The sequence below is a fragment of the Myxococcus qinghaiensis genome, assembly GCF_024198215.1.
Classification (GTDB): domain Bacteria; phylum Myxococcota; class Myxococcia; order Myxococcales; family Myxococcaceae; genus Myxococcus; species Myxococcus qinghaiensis.
This window is the reverse complement of the sequence record NZ_JAKCFA010000009.1, coordinates 147,677-170,553: the sequence shown is the minus strand read 5'-3', so window position 1 is coordinate 170,553 and position 22,877 is coordinate 147,677. Positions and strand designations below refer to the sequence as shown.

At 70.4% G+C, this 22,877-nt stretch carries 15 protein-coding genes; 7 read left to right on the top strand and 8 right to left on the bottom strand.

The window, feature by feature from the left end; all coding sequences use genetic code 11:
- Positions 1 to 45: 45 nt before the first annotated feature.
- From LZ199_RS18660 to LZ199_RS18640, 5 genes are all read right to left on the bottom strand, one after another.
- Positions 46 to 3,177, bottom strand: a complete 3,132-nt coding sequence (locus LZ199_RS18660; protein ID WP_253995070.1) for an efflux RND transporter permease subunit — start codon at positions 3,175 to 3,177, stop codon at positions 46 to 48.
- On the bottom strand, positions 3,167 to 4,357 hold the full coding sequence (locus tag LZ199_RS18655) for an efflux RND transporter periplasmic adaptor subunit (protein ID WP_253995069.1): 1,191 nt from the start codon (positions 4,355 to 4,357) through the stop codon (positions 3,167 to 3,169). Before LZ199_RS18655 ends, LZ199_RS18660 begins: the two co-directional genes overlap by 11 nt.
- The gene (locus tag LZ199_RS18650) at positions 4,354 to 5,583 is read right to left on the bottom strand and encodes a TolC family protein (RefSeq protein WP_253995068.1); all 1,230 of its coding nucleotides are present in this window, start codon (positions 5,581 to 5,583) and stop codon (positions 4,354 to 4,356) included. The genes LZ199_RS18655 and LZ199_RS18650 overlap by 4 nt, the downstream gene beginning before the upstream one ends.
- Before the next feature lie 111 nt (positions 5,584 to 5,694).
- Positions 5,695 to 6,012, bottom strand: a complete 318-nt coding sequence (locus LZ199_RS18645) for a hypothetical protein (RefSeq protein ID WP_253995067.1) — start codon at positions 6,010 to 6,012, stop codon at positions 5,695 to 5,697.
- Positions 6,013 to 6,154: 142 nt separating this feature from the next.
- Positions 6,155 to 7,117, bottom strand: a complete 963-nt coding sequence (locus LZ199_RS18640; RefSeq protein ID WP_253995066.1) for a PLP-dependent cysteine synthase family protein — start codon at positions 7,115 to 7,117, stop codon at positions 6,155 to 6,157.
- A gap of 174 nt (positions 7,118 to 7,291) precedes the next feature.
- Here LZ199_RS18640 and LZ199_RS18635 point away from each other — a divergent pair, with 174 nt between their 5' ends.
- Together LZ199_RS18635 and LZ199_RS18630 are read left to right on the top strand one after the other, a co-directional pair.
- Positions 7,292 to 8,755 carry a sensor histidine kinase gene (locus tag LZ199_RS18635; protein WP_253995065.1) on the top strand — a complete coding sequence of 488 codons (1,464 nt, stop codon included), beginning with the start codon at positions 7,292 to 7,294 and terminating at the stop codon, positions 8,753 to 8,755.
- Between the two features lie 69 nt (positions 8,756 to 8,824).
- Positions 8,825 to 9,421, top strand: a complete 597-nt coding sequence (locus LZ199_RS18630; RefSeq protein ID WP_253995064.1) for a DUF2378 family protein — start codon at positions 8,825 to 8,827, stop codon at positions 9,419 to 9,421.
- A 12-nt stretch (positions 9,422 to 9,433) separates the two neighbouring features.
- Here the strand turns inward: LZ199_RS18630 and LZ199_RS18625 are convergent, their stop codons facing one another.
- Entirely contained in the window at positions 9,434 to 10,711 is a 1,278-nt protein-coding gene (locus LZ199_RS18625; protein WP_253995063.1) for a hypothetical protein, read from the bottom strand.
- Between the two features lie 134 nt (positions 10,712 to 10,845).
- On the opposite strand from LZ199_RS18625, the gene LZ199_RS18620 reads away from it, so the two are divergent.
- Both LZ199_RS18620 and LZ199_RS18615 read left to right on the top strand, forming a co-directional pair.
- Positions 10,846 to 15,201: a DEAD/DEAH box helicase gene (locus tag LZ199_RS18620; protein WP_253995062.1), complete on the top strand. Its 4,356-nt coding sequence runs from the start codon at positions 10,846 to 10,848 to the stop codon at positions 15,199 to 15,201.
- 69 nt (positions 15,202 to 15,270) lie between these two features.
- Positions 15,271 to 17,838, top strand: coding sequence for a S8 family peptidase (locus LZ199_RS18615; protein ID WP_253995061.1), 2,568 nt, complete (start codon positions 15,271 to 15,273; stop codon positions 17,836 to 17,838).
- 56 nt (positions 17,839 to 17,894) lie between these two features.
- Here LZ199_RS18615 and LZ199_RS18610 read toward each other — a convergent pair whose 3' ends face one another.
- Complete coding sequence (locus LZ199_RS18610) at positions 17,895 to 18,716, bottom strand: metallophosphoesterase family protein (RefSeq protein ID WP_253995060.1); 822 nt, start codon at positions 18,714 to 18,716, stop codon at positions 17,895 to 17,897.
- A gap of 109 nt (positions 18,717 to 18,825) precedes the next feature.
- On the opposite strand from LZ199_RS18610, the gene LZ199_RS18605 reads away from it, so the two are divergent.
- Positions 18,826 to 19,416 carry a biliverdin-producing heme oxygenase gene (locus tag LZ199_RS18605; RefSeq protein WP_253995059.1) on the top strand — a complete coding sequence of 197 codons (591 nt, stop codon included), beginning with the start codon at positions 18,826 to 18,828 and terminating at the stop codon, positions 19,414 to 19,416.
- A 6-nt stretch (positions 19,417 to 19,422) separates the two neighbouring features.
- On the opposite strand, the gene LZ199_RS18600 is transcribed toward LZ199_RS18605, so the two are convergent.
- Entirely contained in the window at positions 19,423 to 19,980 is a 558-nt protein-coding gene (locus LZ199_RS18600) for a DUF420 domain-containing protein (RefSeq protein WP_253995058.1), read from the bottom strand.
- Between the two features lie 170 nt (positions 19,981 to 20,150).
- Here LZ199_RS18600 and LZ199_RS18595 point away from each other — a divergent pair, with 170 nt between their 5' ends.
- Together LZ199_RS18595 and LZ199_RS18590 are read left to right on the top strand one after the other, a co-directional pair.
- Positions 20,151 to 22,196, top strand: a complete 2,046-nt coding sequence (locus tag LZ199_RS18595) for a DUF1585 domain-containing protein (RefSeq protein ID WP_253995057.1) — start codon at positions 20,151 to 20,153, stop codon at positions 22,194 to 22,196.
- Complete coding sequence (locus tag LZ199_RS18590; RefSeq protein WP_253995056.1) at positions 22,196 to 22,873, top strand: hypothetical protein; 678 nt, start codon at positions 22,196 to 22,198, stop codon at positions 22,871 to 22,873. The genes LZ199_RS18595 and LZ199_RS18590 overlap by 1 nt, the downstream gene beginning before the upstream one ends.
- Positions 22,874 to 22,877: the final 4 nt, after the last annotated feature.

Genomic DNA, 22,877 nt, shown 5'->3' with positions numbered 1-22,877 from the left:
GCCGATCCAAGGCCTGGAACACCTTCCCCGTCTCTCAGGTAACACTCAAGTTACAGTGGACCTGCGCGCAGTCGCCCGATGGCGGATCCGCTCTCTCACTCCATGAACAAATGCGTAGAAAGTGGGGAGCACCAGCAGGGTGAACAGGGTGGAGGTCACCAGTCCGCCCACCATGACCACGGCGAGAGGCCGCTCGATTTCCGTCCCCTGCAGGGGCAGCACGAGCAGGGGTAGCAGGCCGAGGATGGCCGTGGCGGCGGTCATCAGCTTGGGTCGGACGCGACCGAGGCTCGCCTGACGGATGGCCTCGTCGAAGGGCAGGCCGCGCGAGAGCAGGTCCTTCGTTTGTGACACCAGCACCAGACCGTTCTGCACGGCGATGCCGAACAGGCCGATGAGCCCCACGAGGCTGGAGACATTCCACGTCTCTCCGGCGATGAGCAGCGCGAGGATGCCCCCGACGAAGGCATCCGGGAGCGTGGCGAGAATCACGAGCGCCTCCGCCACCGAGTCCAGCGCCAGGTACAGCAGGATGAACACCGCGAGGATGGCGACGGCGATGGCCATGGCCAGCGACTGCGCGGCGCGCTGCTGACTCTCCACGCGTCCGCCCACGTCGAGGAAGTACCCGGTGGGCAGCTTCAGCTCGGCGGCCAGTCGCTCGCGCACCTCCGCGGCGGTGCTGCCCAAGTCCCGGCCGGACACGCTGGCCTCCACCGCGAGTCGACGACTGCCTGCCTCTCGGCGCACGCTGCCCGCGCCGAAGGTCTCCTCGATGGTCGCGAGCTGACTCAGGGGGATGCGCGTGCCGTCATGTCCGTCCACCAGGAGGTTGCGCAGCGCCTGGAGGTCTCCTCGCTTGTGGTCCGCCAGCCGCAGCACCAGGTCGTGCCGCCGCTGGCCCTTCCACACCTGCGAGGACTCCTCGCCCACCAGTCCCACGCGCACCGCGCGGATGACGTCGCCGGGCGTGAGTCCCACCCGAGCCACCGCGGCGCGATTCACCGTGATTCGAAGCTGCGGCAGCCCGCTGAGCTTCTCCACGCGCAGGTCCTCCACGCCGTCCACCTTCGCGAGGATGGCGCGCGCCCGCTCTCCCAGCGTCGCGAGCGTCTCCAGCTCCGGCCCGAAGATGCGCACCGACAGGTCCGCGGGACTTCCGCCCAGGCCCTCGTCGATGCGCATGCCCAGCGGCGTGGTGAAGAGCGTGGTGACGCCGGGCACTCGCGCCACGGCGACGCGCAGGTCCGCCTCCAGCTTCTCCAGGCTCCTGCCCCGCTCCTTCTTGAGCACGACGAGCACGTCCGAGACGGTGTGAGGCATCGGGTCTTCCGTGCGCTCGGCGCGGCCGGTGCGCCGCACGACGTCCTCCACCTCCGGGAAGCCCAGCAGCACGTCCTCCACCAGGTGGTTGAGGCGGTCCACCTCCTCCAGTGACGCCTCGGGAGGCAGCACCGTCTGGAGGAGGAAGGCGCCCTCGTCCAGCCGGGGCATGAAGTCGCTGCCCACCGCGAAGGCGAGGCCCAGCGCCGGCACGGTGATGGCGAGCGCCACCAGTCGCACGAGGCCCGCCCTGCGCATGCACGCGTCCAACAGCGGCGCGTAGGCCGACTTGAGCTTGCGGATGAGCCACACGTCCTCGGGTTGTCCCGGACGCGGGGCCTTGAGGAGCAGCGACGAGGCCACGGGCACCAGCGTGAGCGCCAGCGCCAGCGACGCGGCCAGGCACGCCACCACCGCGGCGGCGAGGGGCTGGTACATGCGCCCTTCGATTCCCGTCATGGCGAACAGCGGGATGAACACGGACACGACGATGAGGGTGGCGAAGGCGATGGGACGTCCCACCTCCATCGATGCGGCCAGCGCCTCGTCTCTCACGGACCTGCGGCCCGCGCCCTCGCGCAGGTCATGGATGATGTTCTCGGTGACGATGATGGCCGCGTCCACCAGCAGGCCCACGGCGATGGCGAGCCCGCCCAGCGTCATGGTGTTGATGCCGATGCCGGCGAGCTTCAGGAGGATTCCCGCCAGCGCCAGCGACAGGGGCAGGGTGAGGGTGACGATGAGCGCGGCGCGCCAGTCTCCCAGGAGCGCGAACAGCACCAGCACCACCAGCAGCGCGCCCAGCAGGATGGCCCGGCTGACGCCACCCAGCGCCTCGTCCACCAGCTCCGACTGGTCATAGACGACGCGCAGCTGCACGCCCTTGGGCATCGACTGCTCCAGCTCTTTGATGGCCTCGCGCACGCCCTTGGCCACCCGCTGTGTGTCCGCGCCGAACTGCTTGATGACGCGGCAGCTCACCACCTCGCCCTTGAGGCGGTGCGCGATTCCGCGGCGCAGCGCGGGGCCCTCGCGCACGTCGGCCACGTCCGCCAGCAACACGGGCGTGCCCGCGCGCAGCGCCACCACCGTGCTGTTCAGGTCCTCCACCGTCTGCGCGCGGCCAATCGCTCGCACCGTCCACTCCATGGGGCCCTGCACCACGAAGCCGCCGGACGCGTTGAGGTTGGCGCCCTCCAGCGCGTGCTCCACCTCGTTGAGGCTGATGCCGCGCGCCACCATCTGGTCCGGGTCCAACAGCACCTGGAACTGCCGCAGGTAGCCGCCCAGCCGCTCCACGCCCGCGACACCGGGCACGGCGAGCAGCCGGTTCTTCACCTCGAACTCGGCCAGGTCTCGCAGCGCCATGAGGTCCGCCGCGCCGGGCTCCGCCTCCAGGGTGAACTCGAAGACTTCGTTGAGTCGGCCGGTGAGGCTGGAGACGAGGGGCGCGTCCGTGCCGGGCGGCAGCTCGCCCTGGGCCTGGGCCACGCGCTCGGCGACGTACTGACGGCTGCGGAAGTAGTCCGCGTCCGGCTCGAACTCCACCGTGACTTGCGTGACGCCCAGCTGCGACGTGGAGCGGATGCGGCGCACGTCGGGCAGGCCCGCCAGGGCCACTTCCATGGGAATGGCCACCGCCGTCTCCAGCTCCTCCGCGCCCATGGCGGCGTTCTGGACGATGACGTTGAAGATGGGGGCGGACAGGTCCGGGAAGACGTCGCGGCGAAGCCCGTGGAGCGCCACCGCGCCGAAGGCGGACAGCGCCAGGGCCAGCACCACGGTGAGGCCGGGCCGCGCGAAGGACGTGCGCAGCACACGCCCCACCAGGGAAGACGCGGGCTCAGTGGCCATGGTCTTCGCCTCCGCCGGCGGACTTCTCGACTTCCGCCTTGAGGAGGAAGGCGCCGTCCACCACCACCTGCTCGCCAACCGTGAGGCCGGAGAGCACCTCCACGTGGTCTCCCAGCGTGCGGCCGCGCCCCACCTCGCGCCGCTCGAAGGAGCCGCGCTCACCGGTGGGCAGGAAGGCCACCCAGCCGTTCTCCAGTCGCTGGAGCGCGGCGGTGGGCACCGTGGTGATGGTGCCATCCGGGCTGCCGAGCGGAATGGACGCGGTGGCGGACATGCCTGGCTTGAGCAGGCCCTGCCGGTTCTCCAGCACCAGCCTCACGGGGATGGTGCGCGAGGACGCATCCACGCGCTGCCCCACGTGGCCCACCCGCGCCGTCAACTCCTTGCCTGGGAAGGCGGCGAAGGTGACGCGCGCCTCGGCGTCCTTCTGGATGCGCACCGCGTCGCGCTCGAAGGCGTGGACGATGAGCCACAGCGAGCCCAAATCTCCAATACGGAAGAGCGGATGCTCGGCGTCCGCCATCTGTCCCATCCTCGCGTCGCGCTCGATGACGGTGCCGGAGATGGGCGAGCGCAGGATGAAGCCCGGGGTGCCCGCGCGCAGGTCTTCCTCGCTCGCGCCCAGGGCCGCCAGCTCCGCCCGGGCCCCGGCGACCTCCGCCTCGGCTCCAGCGGCCTCCACCTCCGCGGCCTGCACGTCCTTTTGCGCGACGATGCGCTCCGCGGCGAGCGCGCGCTTGCGCTCGGCCGTCTGCCTGGCGGCGGTGGCGCGGGCCTTGGCGGACTGGAGCGCGGCGCGGGCCTTGCCCAGCTCGGGGCTGCGCAGCTCGGCCAGCTTCTCGCCCTCCTTCACCTCCTGGCCGGTGGTGACGAAGACGGTGCCCACCCGGGCGGAGATGGGAGACGCCACCTCCGCGTAGGCGTCCTCGCTGAACATCAGCTCGCCCAGCGCGGTGACGCTCTCTCCACCGGGCCTCGCCGACGCGGGCGCGGTGGTGACGCGCAGGTCGCGCAGCATCTCCGGCGCGATGTGGACGTGGGACTCGTCGTGTCCTTCGTCATGTCCCTTGGGCTCGCCGCCTTCTTCGTGCGCGTGCTCGTCTTCATGCTCCGGCTTGTCGGACTTGCAGGCGGATGATGCGACGAGGAGTGCGGACAGGAGGAGATGAGAGGGCTTCATGGCAGGACTCCTGTCTCGACGGCGAGCTGCACGCGGGCGAGCGCGGCCTGGAGGTGACTGTCGAGCAGCGCCACGCGCGTCTCGAGCGTTTCACGGCGCACGAGGAGCAACCCCGCGAGGTCCATCTCCCCGGCTTCGTAGGACCTGCGTGCGAGCGACTCGTTCTCGTCGAGCAGCGGCAGGGCCTCCTTCTCCAGCACCTCCAGCGCCTGCTGACGCCGGTTGTCGCGGATGCGGGCGGCCTCCACCTGGACATCACGCGTGCGGCGCGCGGCCTCCAACAGGGTGCGCAGCCGTCGCACGCGGGCCTCTCCCGTCACCTTCGCTTCCTGGCCCCGGGAGAACACGGGCAGCGGAACACTGAGGGTGCCGAGCCACGCTGTCTCGTCCACCTCCTTCTCGTAGCGCACGCCCACGCTCAGGTCGGGCAGGGCCTCCGCGCGTCCCAGTCGCAGCTCCGCCTCGGCCTGGGCGAGCGCCGACTCCAGGGCGCGAACGTCCGCGCGCTCGGAGGCGCGGGTGGGGGCTGCCACCGGCAGGGAGGAGAGCTCCCGGAGCGCGCCGCGCACCGCGAGCGGCTCCTGGAGCGACAGGCCGAGCCAGGCGCGCAGCTCGCTGAGCAACGCCTCCTCCTCGCCTTCGGCCACGACGACGGCCGCGTGCGCTCGGGCCTGCGCCACGCGCGCCACGTTGACGTCCACCACGGGCACGTCGCCCGCATCGAAGCGCTTGCTCGCGGAGCTGGCCAGGTTCTTCGCGGCCTCCTCCGTGTCGCGCATCAGCCGGGAGAACTCCCGGGCGTAGAGCGCGCGCAGGAACGACGCGGCCACTTCGCCGAGCACCCGCCGCTCGGCGTCCTGCTGCTCGGCGCCTTCCCGGGCGAGGCCCGCGCGCGCGGACTCTCTTCGCGCGCCTTGCTTGCCCCCCAGCTCGAAGGGCTGCGCGAGCCCGAGCGAGAGCTGCAGGCCCCGGGCGCCATCCTCCATCCTGCGCGGGCCCACCTCGGCGTTGAGGGTGGGGTTGTCACGCAGCCAGGGCGAGGCGCCGGCGACAGCCCCCTGTGCCTCGGCGACGCGGCCCGCGGCATCCAGCAATGCGGGAGCGCGCTCGCGGGCCAGGGCGAGGGCTTGTTGGAAGGACAGCTCGGAAGGTGAAGCGGTGCTGGCGCAGGGCCAGACCAGGGCGGCGGCGAGCCCGAGGGCCACCGACGCGGAAGGATTGAACACGGAAGAAGACCTCGCGAAAGGGAAGCGAGCGTCAGGCGCGAGGTGTCCCGGCACTACCTGCCGTGGACGCACCTCACCTGGAGTCGCTCGCGCGAAGAGACGGACGCAGCCTCAGGCGAGGAGGGCTTTGGGGACGTGGAGGATGTCGTCCAGGTCCGCCGAGGCGGGCGCGTCCTCATCCTGGAGGACGAGACGCGGCCGGGGTGCTTCCAGGAGCAGCGAGGGAGGGGAGACGGGCGCGGCGATGGAGCGCACATGGCCGCAGCAGGTGCAGTCCGCGCAGTCCGGCGCGCACTGACCGCTCGCATCGTCATCCGGGCAACGCTGCGCGCACACGGTCTCCGTCGCGTCGGCGATGGCCATCCACAGGCCACCCTCCGTCGGGGCGAACAGCAACAGGCTGAGGCACAGCCAGATGCGTGTGAGCACGATGCCGGCTTCTAGCATGACCCCGGACGCCGCGCACGTGGATGCACGCTCAGCGTGAACCAGACATCGGATGACGGGGATGCCTGCTCGTCCGCCAGGGCTGGTGGAGTGTCCTCACACCGGCCCTTGGCGTGGGTGTGCGTCAGGCGACGCGCACGGGCGCGGGCCGGCCCAGAATCAGCTCGGTGGAGAAGTAGCGCTCCATCCGGTCCGGGAACACCGTCACCACCTGCGCGCCGGAGCCCAGTCGCTTCGAGGCCTCCACGGCCGCCACGTAGTTGAGGCCGGAGGACGGACCCACCGGGAAGCCTCGGCGGATGAGGGCGCGCGCGGTGCACATGGCCTCCTCGTCCGACACGTCCAGCTCCACGCGCCCCGGCATGTCCGAGTCGCGGTACAGCTTGGACATGCCGTCCACGACGCCGGGCACGCGCGGACTGAAGCTGCAACATTCGATGTCGCAGCCGAGCCCCGCGATGGGGCGCGCGATGAAGGCCGTCACCGGACAGCCCGCTTCCGCGAACGCCTGGTACAGGCCCACCACCGTGCCGCCCGTGCCCACGCCGCTCACCACGCCGTGCACCAGGCCGCCCGGAATCTGGGAGAGAATCTCCTGCCCCGTCCACACGCGGTGCGCCTCGGCGTTGTCCGGGTTCTCGAACTGACGGGGCGCGAAGGCCTTGCGCTCCCGGGCAATCTCCTCCGCCTTGGCGATGGCGCCACGCACGCCCTCCGCCCTCGGCACCAGCACCACGTCGCCGCCGTAGGCGCGGATGGTGAGCACGCGCTCGTCGGTGACACCCTCGGGCATCACCGCGGTGAAGCGCACGCCCATCTGCGCGCTCGCCAGCGCGAGCGCGATGCTCGTCGAGCCGCTGGACGCCTCCACCACCTCGCCGCCAGGCTGCAGCTCGCCCAGGCGCCAGGCCTTCTCCAACATGTAGCGCGCGATGCGGTCCTTCGTGGAGCCACTGGGGTTGAGGAACTCCAGCTTGCACCAGATGGTGGGCCCTTCCGGATCCAACCGGACGGGGACGAGCGGCGTGGGAGCGATGGCCTGGAGAAAGCGGCCATCCGCGGGCAGCGGGCGACAGGGAGGGCGCATGAGGTCTTCCCTATCGCGAATCGACGCAGGCCGTTAGCCTCTCGCGCATCTTCCCGACGGACGGGGCTTCCAAGGGCTGTCCGCCCGGCCTGTAAGGAAGCACCCGTGGGTGGCGATGGATGTGGCGCGACCAGGTTCCGGCGGGTACGAAGGAGTACCTCTGCCCCGTACTTCATGAGTCCTTCATCTCCGGTCATCCTCAACGTCAATGATGATGTCGCCAGTCGCTATGTCACGAGCCGGGTGTTGGGGCTCGCGGGCTTCCAGGTCGTGGAAGCCAGTACTGGCGGCGAGGCCCTGGTGCTCGCGGACGAGCACACCGACCTGGCCATCCTCGACGTCCGGCTGCCGGACATCAGCGGGCTGGAAGTCTGTCGTCGGCTGAAGCGCGCCCCTCGCACCCGGGGCATGCTCGTCCTGCATCTGTCCGCACAGGCGGTGGGGCCGGGCGACCGGGCTCATGGCCTGGAGCACGGCGCGGATGGCTATCTGGTGGCCCCGGTGGACCCCGAGGAGCTGGTCGCCCAGGTCCACGCCCTGCTGCGGCTGCGCCGCGCCGAGCGCGAGGTCCACGCGCTGTCGCAAGAGGTGGAGCGCCAGCGACGCCTGCTCGACATGGCCATGGCGTCCGCCGCGGACCCCATCGCGTTGTTTGACGCGACGGGACGTCTGCTGTTCGCGAACCAGGCGGCGTATGCGGCGCGTGGCAGCCACGAGGTCCTCGTCTCGGGCGAGTCGCTGTCGGTGCGGGAGGCGAGGGACCCGTCGCTCGGGCCCTTCATCCGGCTGATGGAGGTGGCGCTGCGCACCGGACAGGTGCAGCGCGGCGCCATCACCCTGTCGACGGACCAGGGGCCCCGGCACTTCGACTTCACGCTGTCCCCCACGCTGGACGGGGACGGCAAGGTGGCCGCGCTGATGGCCACCTCGCGGGACGTCACCGAGGAGCGCAGCGAAGAGGAGTTCCGCGAGCAGTTCATCGGGATGCTCGGGCATGACCTGCGCAATCCGCTCAATGCCATGTCCATGTCCGCGCAGCAGCTCAAGCGCAAGGGCAACCTGGACGAGCGTCAGTCCTCGCTCACCGAGCGCATCCTCACCAGCGCGGACCGGATGGACCGGATGATTCGCCAGCTCTTGGACTTCGCGCGCTCGCGGCTGGGCGGTGGTGTCCCGGTGGTGGCCTCGGACTGCGACGTCTTCGACGTGGCGCGGCGCACGCTGGAGGAGATGCGCGCCAGCCACCCTGGCCGGATGCTGGTGTTGGAGGTGCTCGGGGATGGGCGCGGCGCGTGGGATTTGGACCGGCTGGAGCAGGCGTTCAGCAACCTGCTGGCGAACGCGCTGAAGTACAGCCCTGTGGACAGTCCTGTGCGGATGTGGGGCGAGGCGGGTGAGCGGGAGGTGGTGCTGCGCGTCCACAACGGCGGGCCGCCGATTCCTCCGGAGGACCTGCCCCACGTCTTCGCCGCATGGCGTCGAGGCTCGCGGGCCGTGCAGAACGAGGTGGTGGCGTCCTCGGGGTTGGGGCTGGGGCTGTACATCACCCGACAGATTCTGCTCGCCCATGGCGGCGAGGTGACGGTGGAGTCCAGTGCGTCCATCGGCACGACCTTCACGGTGCGGCTGCCCCGGTGATGATGACAACCTGACGTTTGACATGCGGAATGGCTCGCCGTTGCGGGGGGCCATTGCCACCTTTCCGTCATGTCGCCCGAGAAGCTCATCTTCGCGCAGTCCGTGGAGGCCCTCTTCGTGAGGGCCCTGGGTCCCTACCTGACGAAGGAGGGGCGCCAGCGCCTGAAGGGCGTGGGCCTGGATTTGTCGGAGCGGTTGCGGCCGGCCTACTCCCTGGAGCAGTGGCGCGCGTTCCTCAGGGTGGCCGTGCAGGACATCTTCCCGTCGCTGCCGGCGAAGGACGCCTGGCTGGCGCTGGGCGCGCGCTACCTGCAGGGGTTCCGGCAGACACCGGTGGGGCGGGCCAGCCTGTCGCTCGTCACGCGCCTGGGGCCCATGAGGACGCTGGAGCGGGTGCCCTACAACGTGAGGGCGGGCAACAACTTCAACGAGGTGCGGGTGGAGGAGTCCGCCGAGGGCGCCGCCACGCTGTGGATGAAGGACGTGGCCGCGGACAACCCGTACTTCTCCGCGGGCTTCCTCGCGGAGTCGCTGCGCGTCGCGGGCGCCGGGCACGTGTTGGTGGAGCCCATCGCCTTCGACGGCACGGCGGCGACGTACCGCATCGTCTGGAGCCGGACCGCCTTGATGCCGGTGGGCGAGGCCGCTCCCGCTCCGGGGGCGTGAGGCACTTCGCGCTCACTTCGTGAGGAAGGCCCGCAGGTGCTCCCGCTCGTTCTCCACCGACGCGGTGAGCCACGCGCGTCGGAGTGAGGGGAGGGGCCACAGGTCCATGTCCTGGGGCTGGGTCACGAGCGAGAGTTGCATGGCGGGGCCCTGTGCGGCGGCGAGTTCTTGCTGACGCTTCTCGTCGTTGAGCGTGTCCACGCCCTGCATCACCATGCGCAGGCCCACCCGATACTCCACGAGCGTGGTCTCTTCGGCGATGCGTTCGCCAATGGCGGACAGCACGCGGCCCAGTCGCTCCTTGTCCGCGGCTGAGAGCGCATCCGAGGCGAGTGCTCGCTGAGTGAGGCGGTGGGGCCCGGTGAGCGCCAGCTCTCCCACGAAGGCCGAGAAGGCACTGGCCTCCGGGCGGGAGACCTTCGCCAGCTTCAGGAGCCGCACGGCCTCTGTGTGCATCTGGAGGGCGGAGGCGGTCCGATACTCAGGGAGCGCGGCGATGCGTTCCAGCTCGACGAGCTCTTCCTGCGTGAGGGGCGCTTTCGGGTCGGTGTCTCCCAGGAGCACGAGCAACCGGAGCTGCATCTCCTGGGGGGCCTTGGCGGCGAGTTTCTGGAGGCGTGGCTTGAGCGTGGTGCGTGCCTTCGCGAGCGCCTCGGGGTGTTGGCGGGCCGAGGTCAGGAAGTGCTCGAACGCGGCGCGCAAGAGGACAGGGTCCTTCACGTCGTCGAGGTGCGTGGCGAGCCACTCCAGGGCAGGGCCGCCGAGCGGGGTTCCCGAGAGCGCGAGGATGAGGCGGACGTCCGTGGCTTCGATGCGTTCCCAGGCGGCTTCGGACTCGGCCCAGAGGTCAATGGGCGAGGCAGGCGGCTTCAGCAGGAGGCGGCTCTCGGCGAAGGAGGGCCGCCCTGCCTGGGCCCAGGCGCGAAGGAAGGCGGCGTGCCAATCGAGCTTCGGCTGACGGCGGCGTTGCTCCACCAGGGACGCGAGGATGACAACCTCCGGCTCCTTCGCGGCGACCGCGCGAAGCCGCTTCAGGGATTGCTCCGCCTTGGGCAACGCGCCCTGTTCCAGGAACACGCACGTCTGGACGAAGAGGGCGCTCGCCTCCTTGGGGGACTCCTTGAGCGCCACCGCGAGCTCCTTCTGGGCCGCCACGTCATTCCCGGACCGGGCGTACTCGGAGGCGCGTTGGACTCGCTCGACGAGCGGATCCGACGCGGCCTCTTCGGGAGGAGCGGCTCCGAGATTGAAGGCCGCGACGACGAGCCAGGGAAGAACGAGTGAGCGCATTGCCCCAGCCTAATGGCGTGGCCGCCTGGTCTGGGAGTACCCGAGCGGAGCGTGTGGGAGTGGCTGCTCCCCACCGCGCGTGCGCGTTGACGCCCGCCTGTACCTGTGTTCAGGCTTCTGACGGAGAGGTGCGCATGCCCCCGCAGATCAGTCTCGACTTCGCCGCCGAGTGCGCAGCGCACCCGGCACTGGCGAACTTCCACCCGGTGGTCCGCCGCTGGTTCGCCGAACGACTCGGCGAGCCCACGCGTCCCCAGGTGGAGGGCTGGCCACTCATCCAGGCCGGGCAGGACGTGCTCATCGCCGCCCCCACGGGCAGCGGCAAGACGCTCACCGCGTTCCTCGCCGCGCTCGACTCGCTGTTCCGGCTGGCGCTGGAGCGGAACCTGGAAGACCGCACGCAGGTGCTCTACGTCTCGCCCCTCAAGGCGCTGGGCAACGACGTGCAGAAGAACCTGCTCCAGCCTTTGGAGGAGCTGCTCTCGCGAGCCCGCGCGGAGGGGTACACCCCGGGTGAGCTGCGCGTGCAGGTGCGCAGCGGTGACACCTCCGCGTCCGAGCGCGCGCAGATGGTGCGCCGTCCGCCGCACATCCTCATCACCACGCCGGAGTCGCTCTACCTCTACCTCACCGCCGAGCGCGCCCGCGCCACGCTGCGCGGCGTGCGCACCGTCATCGTCGACGAGATTCATGCGCTCGCGCGCGACAAGCGGGGCAGCCACTTCACGCTGTCCATGGAGCGACTGAAGGCGCTCACCGAGACGCGCCCGCAGCTCATCGGCCTGTCCGCGACGCAGAAGCCGCTGGATGCCATCGCCGGCTTCCTCACCGGCGCGTCCCACCGCGAGTGCCGCAAGGTGGAGGTAGGCCACCTGCGCCCGTGGGACTTGAAGCTGGAGATTCCCGACGCGGAGCTGTCCTCGCTGGCGAGCCACGAGATGTGGGGCCAGGTCTACGACCGCCTCGTGACGCTGGCGGGTGAGCACCGCACCACGCTCATCTTCGTCAACACGCGGAAGATGGCGGAGCGCGTGGCGCATGACTTGGGCGAGCGACTGGGTGAAGGCCTCGTAGCGGCCCACCACGGCAGCATGTCGCGCGAAATCCGGCTGGCCGCGGAGGAGAAGCTCAAGGATGGACGGCTGCGCGTCATGGTGGCCACCGCGTCGCTGGAGCTCGGTATCGACGTGGGCAACGTGGACCTCGTCGTCCAACTGGGCACCACGAAGGCCATCTCCGTGCTGCTCCAACGCGTGGGCCGCGCGGGCCACCACAAGGCGGCCATCTCCAAGGGCATCGTGTTCGCGATGACGCGCGACGAATTGATGGAGTGCGCCGCGCTCCTCAACGCCGTGCGCGAGGGCGACCTGGACGCGGTGATCATCCCGCAGAAGCCGCTAGACGTACTCGCGCAGCAGGTGGTGGCCGCGTGCGCGTGCGAGGAGTGGGACGAGCGCGCCCTCTTCAGCCTCTTCCAGCGCGCGTACCCGTACCGCGACCTGACGTGGGAGGAGTACCAGGGCGTGCTGGAGGTGCTGTCGGAGGGCATCGCCGCCGGACGTGGCCGCGCGGGCATCCACCTGCACAGAGACCGCGTGAACCAGCGCCTCAAGGGCCGGCGTGGCGTGCGCATCACCGCGCTCACCAACGGCGGAGCGATTCCGGACACCTTCACCTTCAGCGTCACCGCCGAGCCGGAGGGCAAGGTGGTGGGCACGCTGGACGAGGACTTCGCGGTGGAGTCGTCGCCCGGAGACGTCTTCCTCCTGGGCAGCACCGCCTGGCGGATTCAGCGGGTGATGGGCAGCACGGTGATGGTGGAGGACGCGCGCGGCGCCGCGCCCAACGTGCCCTTCTGGCGCGGTGAGGCCCCGGGACGCACGGACGAGCTGTCGCTCCAGGTGGGCCGCCTGCGCGAAGAGCTGCTCAACCGCGACGATGCGGCCCGCTTCCTGGAGCAGGAGCTGCGCATGCCGCCGCCCGCGGTGGATGCGCTGCTGGGCTACCTGCGGCTGGGCAAGAAGATGCTGGACGCGGTGCCCAGCAACCAGCTCGTGGTGGCCGAGCGCTTCTTCGACGAAGCGGGCGGCATGCAGCTCATCATCCACGCGCCCTTCGGCAGTCGCATCAACCGGGCCTGGGGAATGGCGCTGCGCAAGCGCTTCTGCCGCTCGTTCGACTTCGAGCTGCAGGCGGCGGCGACGGAGGACGGCATCCTCCTGTCCCTGGGCGAGCAGCACTCCTTCCCGCTGGCGGACATCTTCGACTTCCTGCACCCGGACCATGTGGAAGAGGTGCTGGTGCAGGCGGTGCTCCAGTCGCCGCTGTTCGGCACGCGCTTCCGCTGGGTCGCCACGCGGGCGCTGGCGCTCCACCGGATGATGGGCGGCAAGCGCGTGGCGCCCAACCTCCAGCGCGCGCGCAGCGAGGACCTGCTGGCCGCCGTCTTCCCGGCGCAGGTGGGCTGTCAGGACAACCACGGCGGCGGCGACGTCGAGCTGCCGGACCATCCGCTGGTGAAGCAGACGATGGACGACTGTCTGCACGAAGCCATGGACGTGGAGGGCCTGCGCGAGGTGCTCCGTCGCATGAAGGACGGCCGCATCCGCCTGGAGGCCCGTGACGTACCGGAGCCGAGCGTCTTCGCGCACGCGATGATTCACAGCCAGCCGTACACCTTCCTGGATGACGCCCCGGCGGAGGAGCGCCGCGTGCGCAACGTGGCCCTGCGCCGCGCGCTTCCGGCCGAGGACGCGGCGGCCTTCGGCGCACTCGACGCGACGGCCATCGCCACGGTGGTGGAGGACGCCGCGCCGCCGATGCGCGACGAGGACGAGCTGCACGACATGCTCCTCCAGTGGGTGCTGGTGCGGGACTCGGAGGTGCCGAAGGGACTGGCGACCCCGTTGTTCGAGCAGGGCCGGGTGGCGTGGCTGGACCTGCCCGCCGGGCGCTTCCTCGTCGCGGCCGAGCGTGGCAGCGCGGTGCGGGTGCTGTTCCCGGACGCGGTGACGCAGCCTCCGTTGCCGGTGCTGGCGCATGACCGGCCGGTGGAGCGCGAGGCCGCGGTGCTCCAGGTGGTGCGGGGGCGGATGGAGAACGTGGGCCCCACCACGGTGGCGGAGCTGTCGCGCCTGTGCGTGGTGAGCGAGGACGAGGTCAACGCGGCGATGCATCAGCTGGAGATGCAGGGCACCGTGCTGCGGGGCCGCTTCCGTCCGCTGGAGACACCGCTCGCGCCGGGAGAGACTCCGCCCTTGGAGTGGTGCGACCGTCGCCTGCTCCAGCGCATCCACCGCATGACGGTGGGGCGGCTGCGCCGGGAAATCGAGCCACTGAGCGGGCGCGACTTCATGCGCTTCCTCTTCCGGTGGCACCACATGGAGGACGTGGACGCGCTGCGCGGCTCCACGGGACTCATCAAGGCGGTGCGGCTGCTCCAAGGCTACGAGGCGCCGGCCTCCGCATGGGAGCGCTTCCTCCTGCCCGCGCGCATGCGGGGCTACACGCCGGACATGCTGGAGCGCGCCTGCTACGCGGGTGAAGTGGCCTGGGGTCGGCTGACGATGAAGGACCAGCCGAAGCCCGTGCCGGGACCTCGTCGCGGCGCGCCCGTGTCGCCACCGGAGCCGGAGGTGCCCGCGCCCACGCGCTCGCGTGCCTCGCCCACGCGCAACGCTCCGCTGACCTTCACGCTGCGCGAGGACCTGGAGTGGATGCTCGCGGCGGCGCGGCCTCACGCGGTGCTCGCGGATGGGGACGTGTGGACGCCACCGGACCTCAGCGCGGCCGCCAAGGACGTGGTGGCGGTGCTGGAGCGGCGGGGCGCGTGCTTCTTCCAGGACCTGGTGTCCCGCGCGCGACGGCTGCCGGCGGAAATCGAGGACGCGCTGTGGGAGCTGGTGGCGCGCGGCCTGGTGACGGCGGACGCGGTGCAGAACCTGCGCGTGCTCCAGAGCCCGGCGCATCGCAAGCGCCAGAAGCTGTTGCAGCGCGGAGGGCCGGGACGTTGGAGCCTGCTGGCGCCCGCGGAGCCGAAGACGTCCGACGAGGTGATGGACTCGCTGGCGCGCCTGTTCCTCCAGCGCTACGGCATCGTCTGGCGGGATTTGGTGATGCGCGAGGCGCTGGCGCCCACGTGGCGTGAGCTGCTGTTCGTCTACCGACGCATGGAGGCGCGCGGCGAGGTGCGGGGTGGACGCTTCGTGGCGGGGTTCGTCGGTGAGCAGTTCGCCCTACCGGAGGCGGTGGACATGGCGCGCGCGGTGCGGCGGCAGCCGCCCTCCGGGGTGCGCGTGCAGCTCTCCGGCGTGGACCCGCTCAACCTCACGGGCGTGGTGACACCGGGGCCGCGCGTGCCCGCGATGCCGGGCAACGTCGTCACCTACGTGGACGGTGTGCCGGGCGGCGTGGACGCGCTGGAGGACGAGCCCGAGGAGAACGTTGGCGATGACACGGAGGGCGGCGGCGGGGTGGCGCAAGCGAGCTGAGAATCGACGTCCGTGTGGACTCTCGGTGTTAGGGTCCCCTCCGCTATTTCCAGGAGGGGGTTCTCTCGAATGCGTCGTCTATTGCTCGTTGGACTGTTGCTGCTCTCGGCCACGTCGTGTGACGAGTCCGGTGATGGTCCTGATGCGGACTCCGGCACCGTCGCGGGGACGCTCACGCCGTTCCGCAGCAACGAGCAGTCTTCCGAGGGAGGCGTCTCCCGGGCCACCCGCCTTCCCTTCGGCAAGGGCGTGCTGGCGCGACTGAAGGAGCAGCTCCGCGGCACGAAGGCGCAGCGGGTGCGTCGCGCGGCGCTGGAGCAGACGGACCCGGGGCTGCCCATCATCCCCGCGCCGCTGGGGCCTCCGCCGCTCGCGCGCATTCCCCAGGAAGACGCGACGATTCCCGGTGACGTCGTCGTCCGGTTCGAAGAGGCCGGCGTGTCCTCCGAGCACGTGCTGTCCGCCACGGCGCTCCCTGGCTACCGCGCGGTGCACAAGGGGTACGCGAGCGAGCACCTGCACCTGGTGGGCTTCGAGGCGGAGGACGGCCACGCAGTGACGGCGGGCGAGACGCTCGAGCTGGTGTCCAGGCTCGCGGCGGTGCCGGGCGTGCGCTTCACGGACCGCAACCTGCGCATGTACAAGACGGCCGTCCCCGACGACAAGGGCTACGGTCTGCAGTGGCACTATCCCACCATCAACCTGCCGGCCGCGTGGGACATCGAGTCGGGCGCGGACGGCGTGGTGGTGGCGGTCATCGACACCGGCATCGTCTCGCATCCGGACCTCAACTCCCATGTGGTGCAGGGCTACGACATGATTGCCGACCCGACCAACGCGGGTGACGGCAACGGTCGTGACCCGAACCCCGTGGACGAAGGCGGCGATGAGCCGCAGGGAGGCTCGTCGTGGCACGGCTCGCACGTGGCGGGCACCGTGGCGGCGGTGACGAACAACGGCACCGGTGTCGCGGGAGTGGCCTGGAACGCGCAGATTCTCCCGGTGCGCGTGCTGGGCACCAAGGGTGGCAACAGCTTCGACATCGCGGCGGCCATCGCCTGGGCCACCGGTGGAAGCGTGCCTGGCATCTCCCAGAGCCCGGCCAGGGCCGCCAAGGTGGTGAACATGAGCCTGGGTGGCGCCTCGCCGCCGCAGGCGATCTACCAGGACGCCATCAACGCCGCCGTCGCTCGTGGCGCCATCATCGTCGTCGCCGCGGGCAACGAGGACGTGGACGCCTCCAACAGCACGCCGTGCAATCAGGAGAACGTCATCTGCGTGGGGTCCACGGGCCTGTCGGGCCGCCGCAGCAGCTTCTCCAACTACGGCGCGCGCGTGGACGTGGTGGCCTCCGGTGGAGAGATGCGGGAGGACCTCAACGGCGATGGGTACGCGGACGGCGTGCTGTCCACCGTGCTGGATGACAACCGGCAGCCCGCGTATGCCTTCTCCCAGGGCACCAGCATGGCGGCGCCGCACGTGGCCGGCGTGGTGGCGCTGATGGCGGCGACGGCGGCCAAGCTGACCGCGGACCTCACGTCGGCCCAGGCGGAGAGCGCGCTGAAGGCCACCGCGACGCCGATTCCCGCCGCGCAGTGCACGGGCGGCTGTGGCGCGGGGCTCATCAACGCGCAGGCGGCGCTGCGCCGCATCCAGAGCACGGACCCGACGCTGGAGCTGCCCAAGCTGAGCGTGTCGACGACCACGCTCTTCTTCCAGCAGAGCGCGACGCAGCAGCTCACGCTGAGCAACGTGGGAGGCAGTCAGGGCGGCAACCTCGTGGTGACGGCCACCGTCTCGGGCCCCCAGCAGTCGGCGGTGTCCTTCCCGGGCGGGAGCACCAAGACGGTGCCCGCGTTCGGCTCGACGGCGCTGGACGTGGCGGTGAACACGGCGGGCCTGACGGATGGGGACTACGTGGTGACGCTCAACCTCGTGGGCTCCGGCGCCGCGGGCTCCGCGACGGTGGCGCTGAAGATTGGCGTGGGGTCGTCGGACGACCTGGATGCGGTGGTCGCCTTCGTCTGGCAGGACGCGGTGTCGGGCGACTGGGAGGCGGCCGACGAGGCCATCACCGTGGCGCGCGCGTCGCGTGGTTACGCCTACTCCCTCGCGCTGGCGCCCAGGACCTACTACGTGCTGGCGACCATCGACGACGACGAGGACGGCGAGCTGTTCGAGGATGGCGAGCGCACGGGCTTCTGGCGCAACATCGACTCCTTCGAGCCTCTCGACGTGGAGACCGGCGCCTCCACGCCCGGCATCAGCTTCGACCTGCTCCCGCTGGCGCCCATCGACGATGACCCGACGCTGGACGTGGGCGCATCCTGTGGAGATGACACCGACTGCCCGGGAGGGTTCTGCAACACGAACTTCCCCGGCGGCTACTGCTCCATGGTGTGCAACACGGCGGCGTGCCCCACGGGCTCCAAGTGCTACGTCGTGAGTACGTCGGGCTTGAAGAACTGTCTGGACAGTTGCTCTCGCGAGGTGGGCACCGGCCGGGGCGACTGCCGCTCGGGCTATCTCTGCTACAGCGACGGCACGGGCATCGGTCTGTGTCAGCCGAGCTGCATCGGCTCGGGCCTCTCCTGCGCGCCTCCCGCGACCTGTCGGTCCGACGGCTTCTGTCGCTGAGTCACAGTCCGGAGTGAAGGCGGTTCCCGGGGCAGCGAGACCGGGGACCGCTGCGCTCAGGCCGAAGCGCGAGCGCGTTCGAGCAGCACGGCGCGGCTGTCCACGTTGAGCACCTGGACGCCGCCGGGGAGGGTGGCGAGCGGGGTGACCCAGTGGGCATGACCGCAGACCACCAGCAGTCCCTCGCGCGCGCTGACACACTCCCGGATGACGGGACTGCCGCGCAGGCGCGTGCCCTCGACGTCCGGCCCCTGATGCAGCACCAGCACCTCCGGTGACTCACGCAGCGTCGTGCCGAGCTGTCGCAGGTGCTCCGTTTCGTCGCGCCGCCCCGGCTTGTCCGCGTTGCCGATGATGCCGCCCACGCCCCCCACGCGAAGGCCCTCCAGGTCCACCACGTCTCCGTCAAGCAGGTGGATGCCGGGGCGCTGCTGGAAGCGGGCCTGCTCGCGCGCGCCGCCGAACGTGTCGTGGTTGCCGGCCACGCCCACCACCCAGCGGAAGTGCTCCGCGAAGGCCCTCCAGACGGCGCGCACGTCTCCGGAGGCTCCGCGCACGTTCGCATTCACGTCCGAGTACAAGTCCCCGGCGAGCACCACGCCGATGGTGCCCGGCGGCGGCAGCTCACCCAGCTCCCCGAGGATTGCCAGCTCGTCCGCGAGCACCTCTCCGAGCAGCGCCACCGCGCCGTCCTGGAGTGCGTGTGGGGCCACGCCCTGGAGGTCGGAGAGCACCAGCAACGCGGAGACTTCGTCCGGCAGTGCGTCCACGGTGCCGCGCAGCAGGGGAAACCACACCGTCTGAGTGCCCCCTCGCGGCGCGGCGGATTGATAAGGCCAGCTGTGACTCGGGACTTCGTCCAACGTCAGGATTCGCATGGCGCCCCCGGTCGGCCGCCTCCCCACGTTCCTGACAGGGGCTCCCCGGGGTCCCCGTTGGCATTTGGCCATTCCCTCCGCGCCCGGGTGAGGCCATGTTGCTCTCAACGTGTCCCTGCCGCAGCGACTCAAGACGGAAACCCGCCCCCACCACGAGCGCGCCGAGTCCGCCGTGCGCCTGCTGGAGCCTGGGCTGACGCTCGAAGGCTATCGCCGGCACCTGGAGGCGCTCCACGGCTTCCATCTCCCGGTGGAGGCACGGCTCACCACCGTGCTGGCCCCGGCGCTGCCCGACCTGCTCATGCACGAGCGGCTGAAGGTGCCGTGGCTGGAGGCGGACCTGCGTGGGCTCGGGCATGACACGCCCTCGCTCTCGCGGCTGCCGAAGTGCCCGGAGCCACCGCCGCTGACGGGGCTGCCCGAGGCGCTCGGGGGTTGCTACGTGCTGGAGGGCGCCACGCTCGGAGGCCAGCTCATCCTCCGGCACCTGCGCCGCCACTTCGAGGGCACCCCCGCGGGCGACTTCGTCTTCTTCCGCGCCTACGGAGACGACGTGGGTCCCCGGTGGCGCGCCTTTGGCGAAGTGCTCACGCGTGCGTCCGTGGACGCGGCCGACCCGAAGTTCGATGACCGCGTGGTGAAGGGCGCCCAGGACACCTTCGACGCCTTCGAGCGCTGGCTCCGGCGCGAGCTGCCTTGAGCGTCGCTACAGGGACGTCAGGCCGCCGCGCAGCATGAAGTACACCACCACGCCCGTCACCGACACATACACCCAGATGGGCGCAAGCCACCGCGTCACCTTGCGGTGCCGGGGGAACTCCTTGCGCCACGCGAAGTAGAAGGCCACCAGCGCCAGGGGAACGACAGCCATGGACAGCAGCACATGGCTGGCCAGGATGCACAGATACAGCCCGCGCCAGTCCCCCACGTAGCGCGTGTCACCGTGCACGTAGTGGTAGGTGAGGTAGCAGACCAGGAACAGCGCCGACGCCACGAAGGCCGCCACCATCAGGTACTGGTGCACGCGCCGCGCGCCGCGCTTGATGGCCACCCAGCCGGCGATGAGCAGCGCCGCCGCCGTCGCGTTCAGGCTCGCATTGACGGCCGGCAGGAAGCGCAAGTCCACGCCCTCCACACCGCTGCGTCGGCCCATCAAAATCCACGCGATGAATGCCAATGCCGCCGTGGAGACGACGCCGGTAAAGACATAAAAAGCCCGGTCGCTCACTCGGGGCTGAAGCGGAGCAGAGGTGGCGTTCGACATGCGCCCTATCTCCCGCGACACGTCCGCCGATGCAACCGACACAGTAGCGATACATTTCTGTGCCGACATGTCGGATGAAGGATTCTGTTAGCCCGGCTGGATCTTCTCCCGGTAATTCTTGCATACTCAGTTACGGTCGCCCCCGACCCCCCCCTCCACGGAGGTTCCCCGTGCTCCGCGAGCGTTGCCTTGCCACCCTGGCTGGCGCCGCCTTGTTCCTGGCTCTGCCAGCCTCCGCCGATGAGGCCGCTGTCTGCGCGCCCGTCGTCGCGAAGGTCCGTCCCGAAAGACATCTGCGGCAATTGACGCTCGACCTGCTCGGTCGGACGCCCACTTGGGAGGAGTACAAGGCAGTCCAGGCGAAGGGCTCGGTGTCCGAAGAGGACGTCCGCGCCATGATGAATGACGAGTCGTTCTACACGCGCGTGCGCAACTTCCACCGCGCGCTGCTCCGCTCGAACATCAGCGCCAGTGTCTTCGACAACGGCAACTCGCGGCTGGGAGGCAACGGCACCACCGCCGCCTTCGGCTTCGCGAACAATCCGTCCACGGCGCTGCGAGGCGTCAACGGCCAGTCCTGCAACTCCGACATCGAGCAGAGCACCTGCTTGACGACGATGCAGGACCCGCACGCCGCGCCGCTCACGGCCGTGCCGCGCACCAAGTGCACCGACGACATGGGCGTGCCCATGCCCGTCAGCTACGACTACGACACCAACTACTACAGCTGCCCGGAGCTGGCGGTCGCGACGGCCAACGCGGTGACGACCTGCGCCGAGCTGGCCGCCCTGCCCGCGTCCAACGCCTGGGGGAAGTACCGCTACTTCTGCGACAACCGCGGCGCCGCGGCGACCGTGAAGTCGTACCTGTGCACGCCCGACAAGGGTGCAGGCAAGCCTGGCGCCGCGCTGACGGTGGAGACGACAGACGCCAACGGCTTCGTGGTGTCCTTCGACCATCCGACTCCCGAGACCAAGCCGAACCTCCTGACGCTCAAGCGCTGCACGCTGGACCTCAACCTCAACAACAACATCAAGGGCGCCTACGCCCCGGTGCGCGGCTGCATCCAGCGCGAGGGCTTCGTGACGAAGCCCACCGGCTACTGGGCCCCCGAGGGCGCGCCCACGACGGTGAAGGTGTGCGCCATCGAGGCCCAGGAGCGCGACCAGAACCCCTGGACGCGTGAGTCCTGTGAGACGGGCCGCTTCGCCAATGACCGCAGCTGCGGCTGCGGCGAGGGCATGCGCCGCTGCGGCGTGGGCGCCATCGGCGCGACGACGGACCCGCTCTACGTGCGCAACGTCCACGACTCGCGGGTGACGGCCTTCAACGAGGAGCCGCTGCGCATCGCCGAGTCGGTCGTCCGCCGCGACGAGCCCTACTACAACATCCTCACCACGCGCCGCTCGTTCGTGAACGGCACCCTGTCCGCGTTCTACAAGCAGCGTCAGGGCGTGGGCGTGTTCAGCGCCACCGCGCCGGCGGCGCTGGATTCGATTCCGGCCATCGCCTACACCGACGCCGCGACCTGGAAGGAATACATCCGGGATGAGTCGCACTCCGGTGTGCTGACCACCCCTGGGTTCCTCTACCGGTTCCCCACGCACCGGGCCCGCGTCGCCGAGTTCTACGAGGCGTTCCTCTGCAAGACCTTCGTGCCCGGCTCGGAGGCCTCGCTGCCCCCGCCCGAGGACGCGTGCAACCGCGAGAACAACCTGGCCAAGCGCTGTGGCTGCAACTACTGCCACGCCACCATCGAGCCCACCGGCGCCCACTGGGGCCGCTACGCCGAGCGCGCCGCGCAGTTCCTGCCGCCGGACCAGTTCCCGCGCTTCGACCCGAAGTGCCGCGACTGCGCCATCAACGGCGACACCAACTGCGGCGGCGAGTGCTCCCAGTACGTGATGCAGGCGTACGACGGCGACGGCGCCAGCAGCCTGGGCATGCTCAAGACGTACCTGTACCGCACGGCCGATGAGGAGCAGAACATCGAGGCGGGCCCGCGGCTGCTCGTCGAGCGCATGTTCCAGTCCGGTGAGCTGGAGCGCTGCACGGTGAAGCGCGTGTGGAACGAGTTCCTGGGCCGCCCGATGACGGCCGAGGAGCAGCGGATGTACCTGGCGCCGCTGGCCAGTGACTTCGCGAAGAATGGTCACCGCTTCAAGGCGCTCATCGAGCGCGTGGTGACGACCGACGCCTACCGGAGGATTGACTGATGCGCCGCGTGCTCCTGACCGCCGCGTTGCTCGCGCTGAGCGCCGGCTGCAACAAGTCCTCCGAGGAGAAGCCCGGTCCCACCCTGGACGGGCAGCTCGAACCAGTCGCCAACCCCCACCAGCCCGGGGACTTCGACCCGCTGCCGGACCCGGAAGAGCAGGGCGGTAGCGTGGGCCGGGCCCCGCGCCGCCTCACCGTCTCCCAGCTCGACGCCGCCATCCTGGAGGCCGTCGGCCGCCGCTGGGTGAACGGTGGCGACGGCATCGACGCGCGCGCCTCGTCGCTGGGCCGCGCCGACTTCGCCCTGGTCTCCAGCGAGAACACCGAGCCCAACCTCGTCTTCGCCAAGTTCCTGGAGGATGGCGCGCGCTTCGTGTGCATCGCCCAGGCGGCTGACGAGGTGAAGCAGGCGGATGCCTCCAAGCGGACGCTGTCGCGCACGCTGCCGGGCACCTGGGATGACCTGCGCAAGCTGTCGGACGCGCAGGTGCGAGAGTTCCTCGTCTACAACTCCTTGCGCTTCTGGGGTGCGCCCCTGGAAGGAGAGGAGCTGACGAAGTGGGCCGGCTTCTTCACCCAGGCCGCGGCCCGGGCGGAGACGGCCAAGCGGCGCGCGGATGCGTTGGCGGTGACGTGCATCGCCATGCTGACCGACGCGCGGTTCATCACCTACTGAAGCT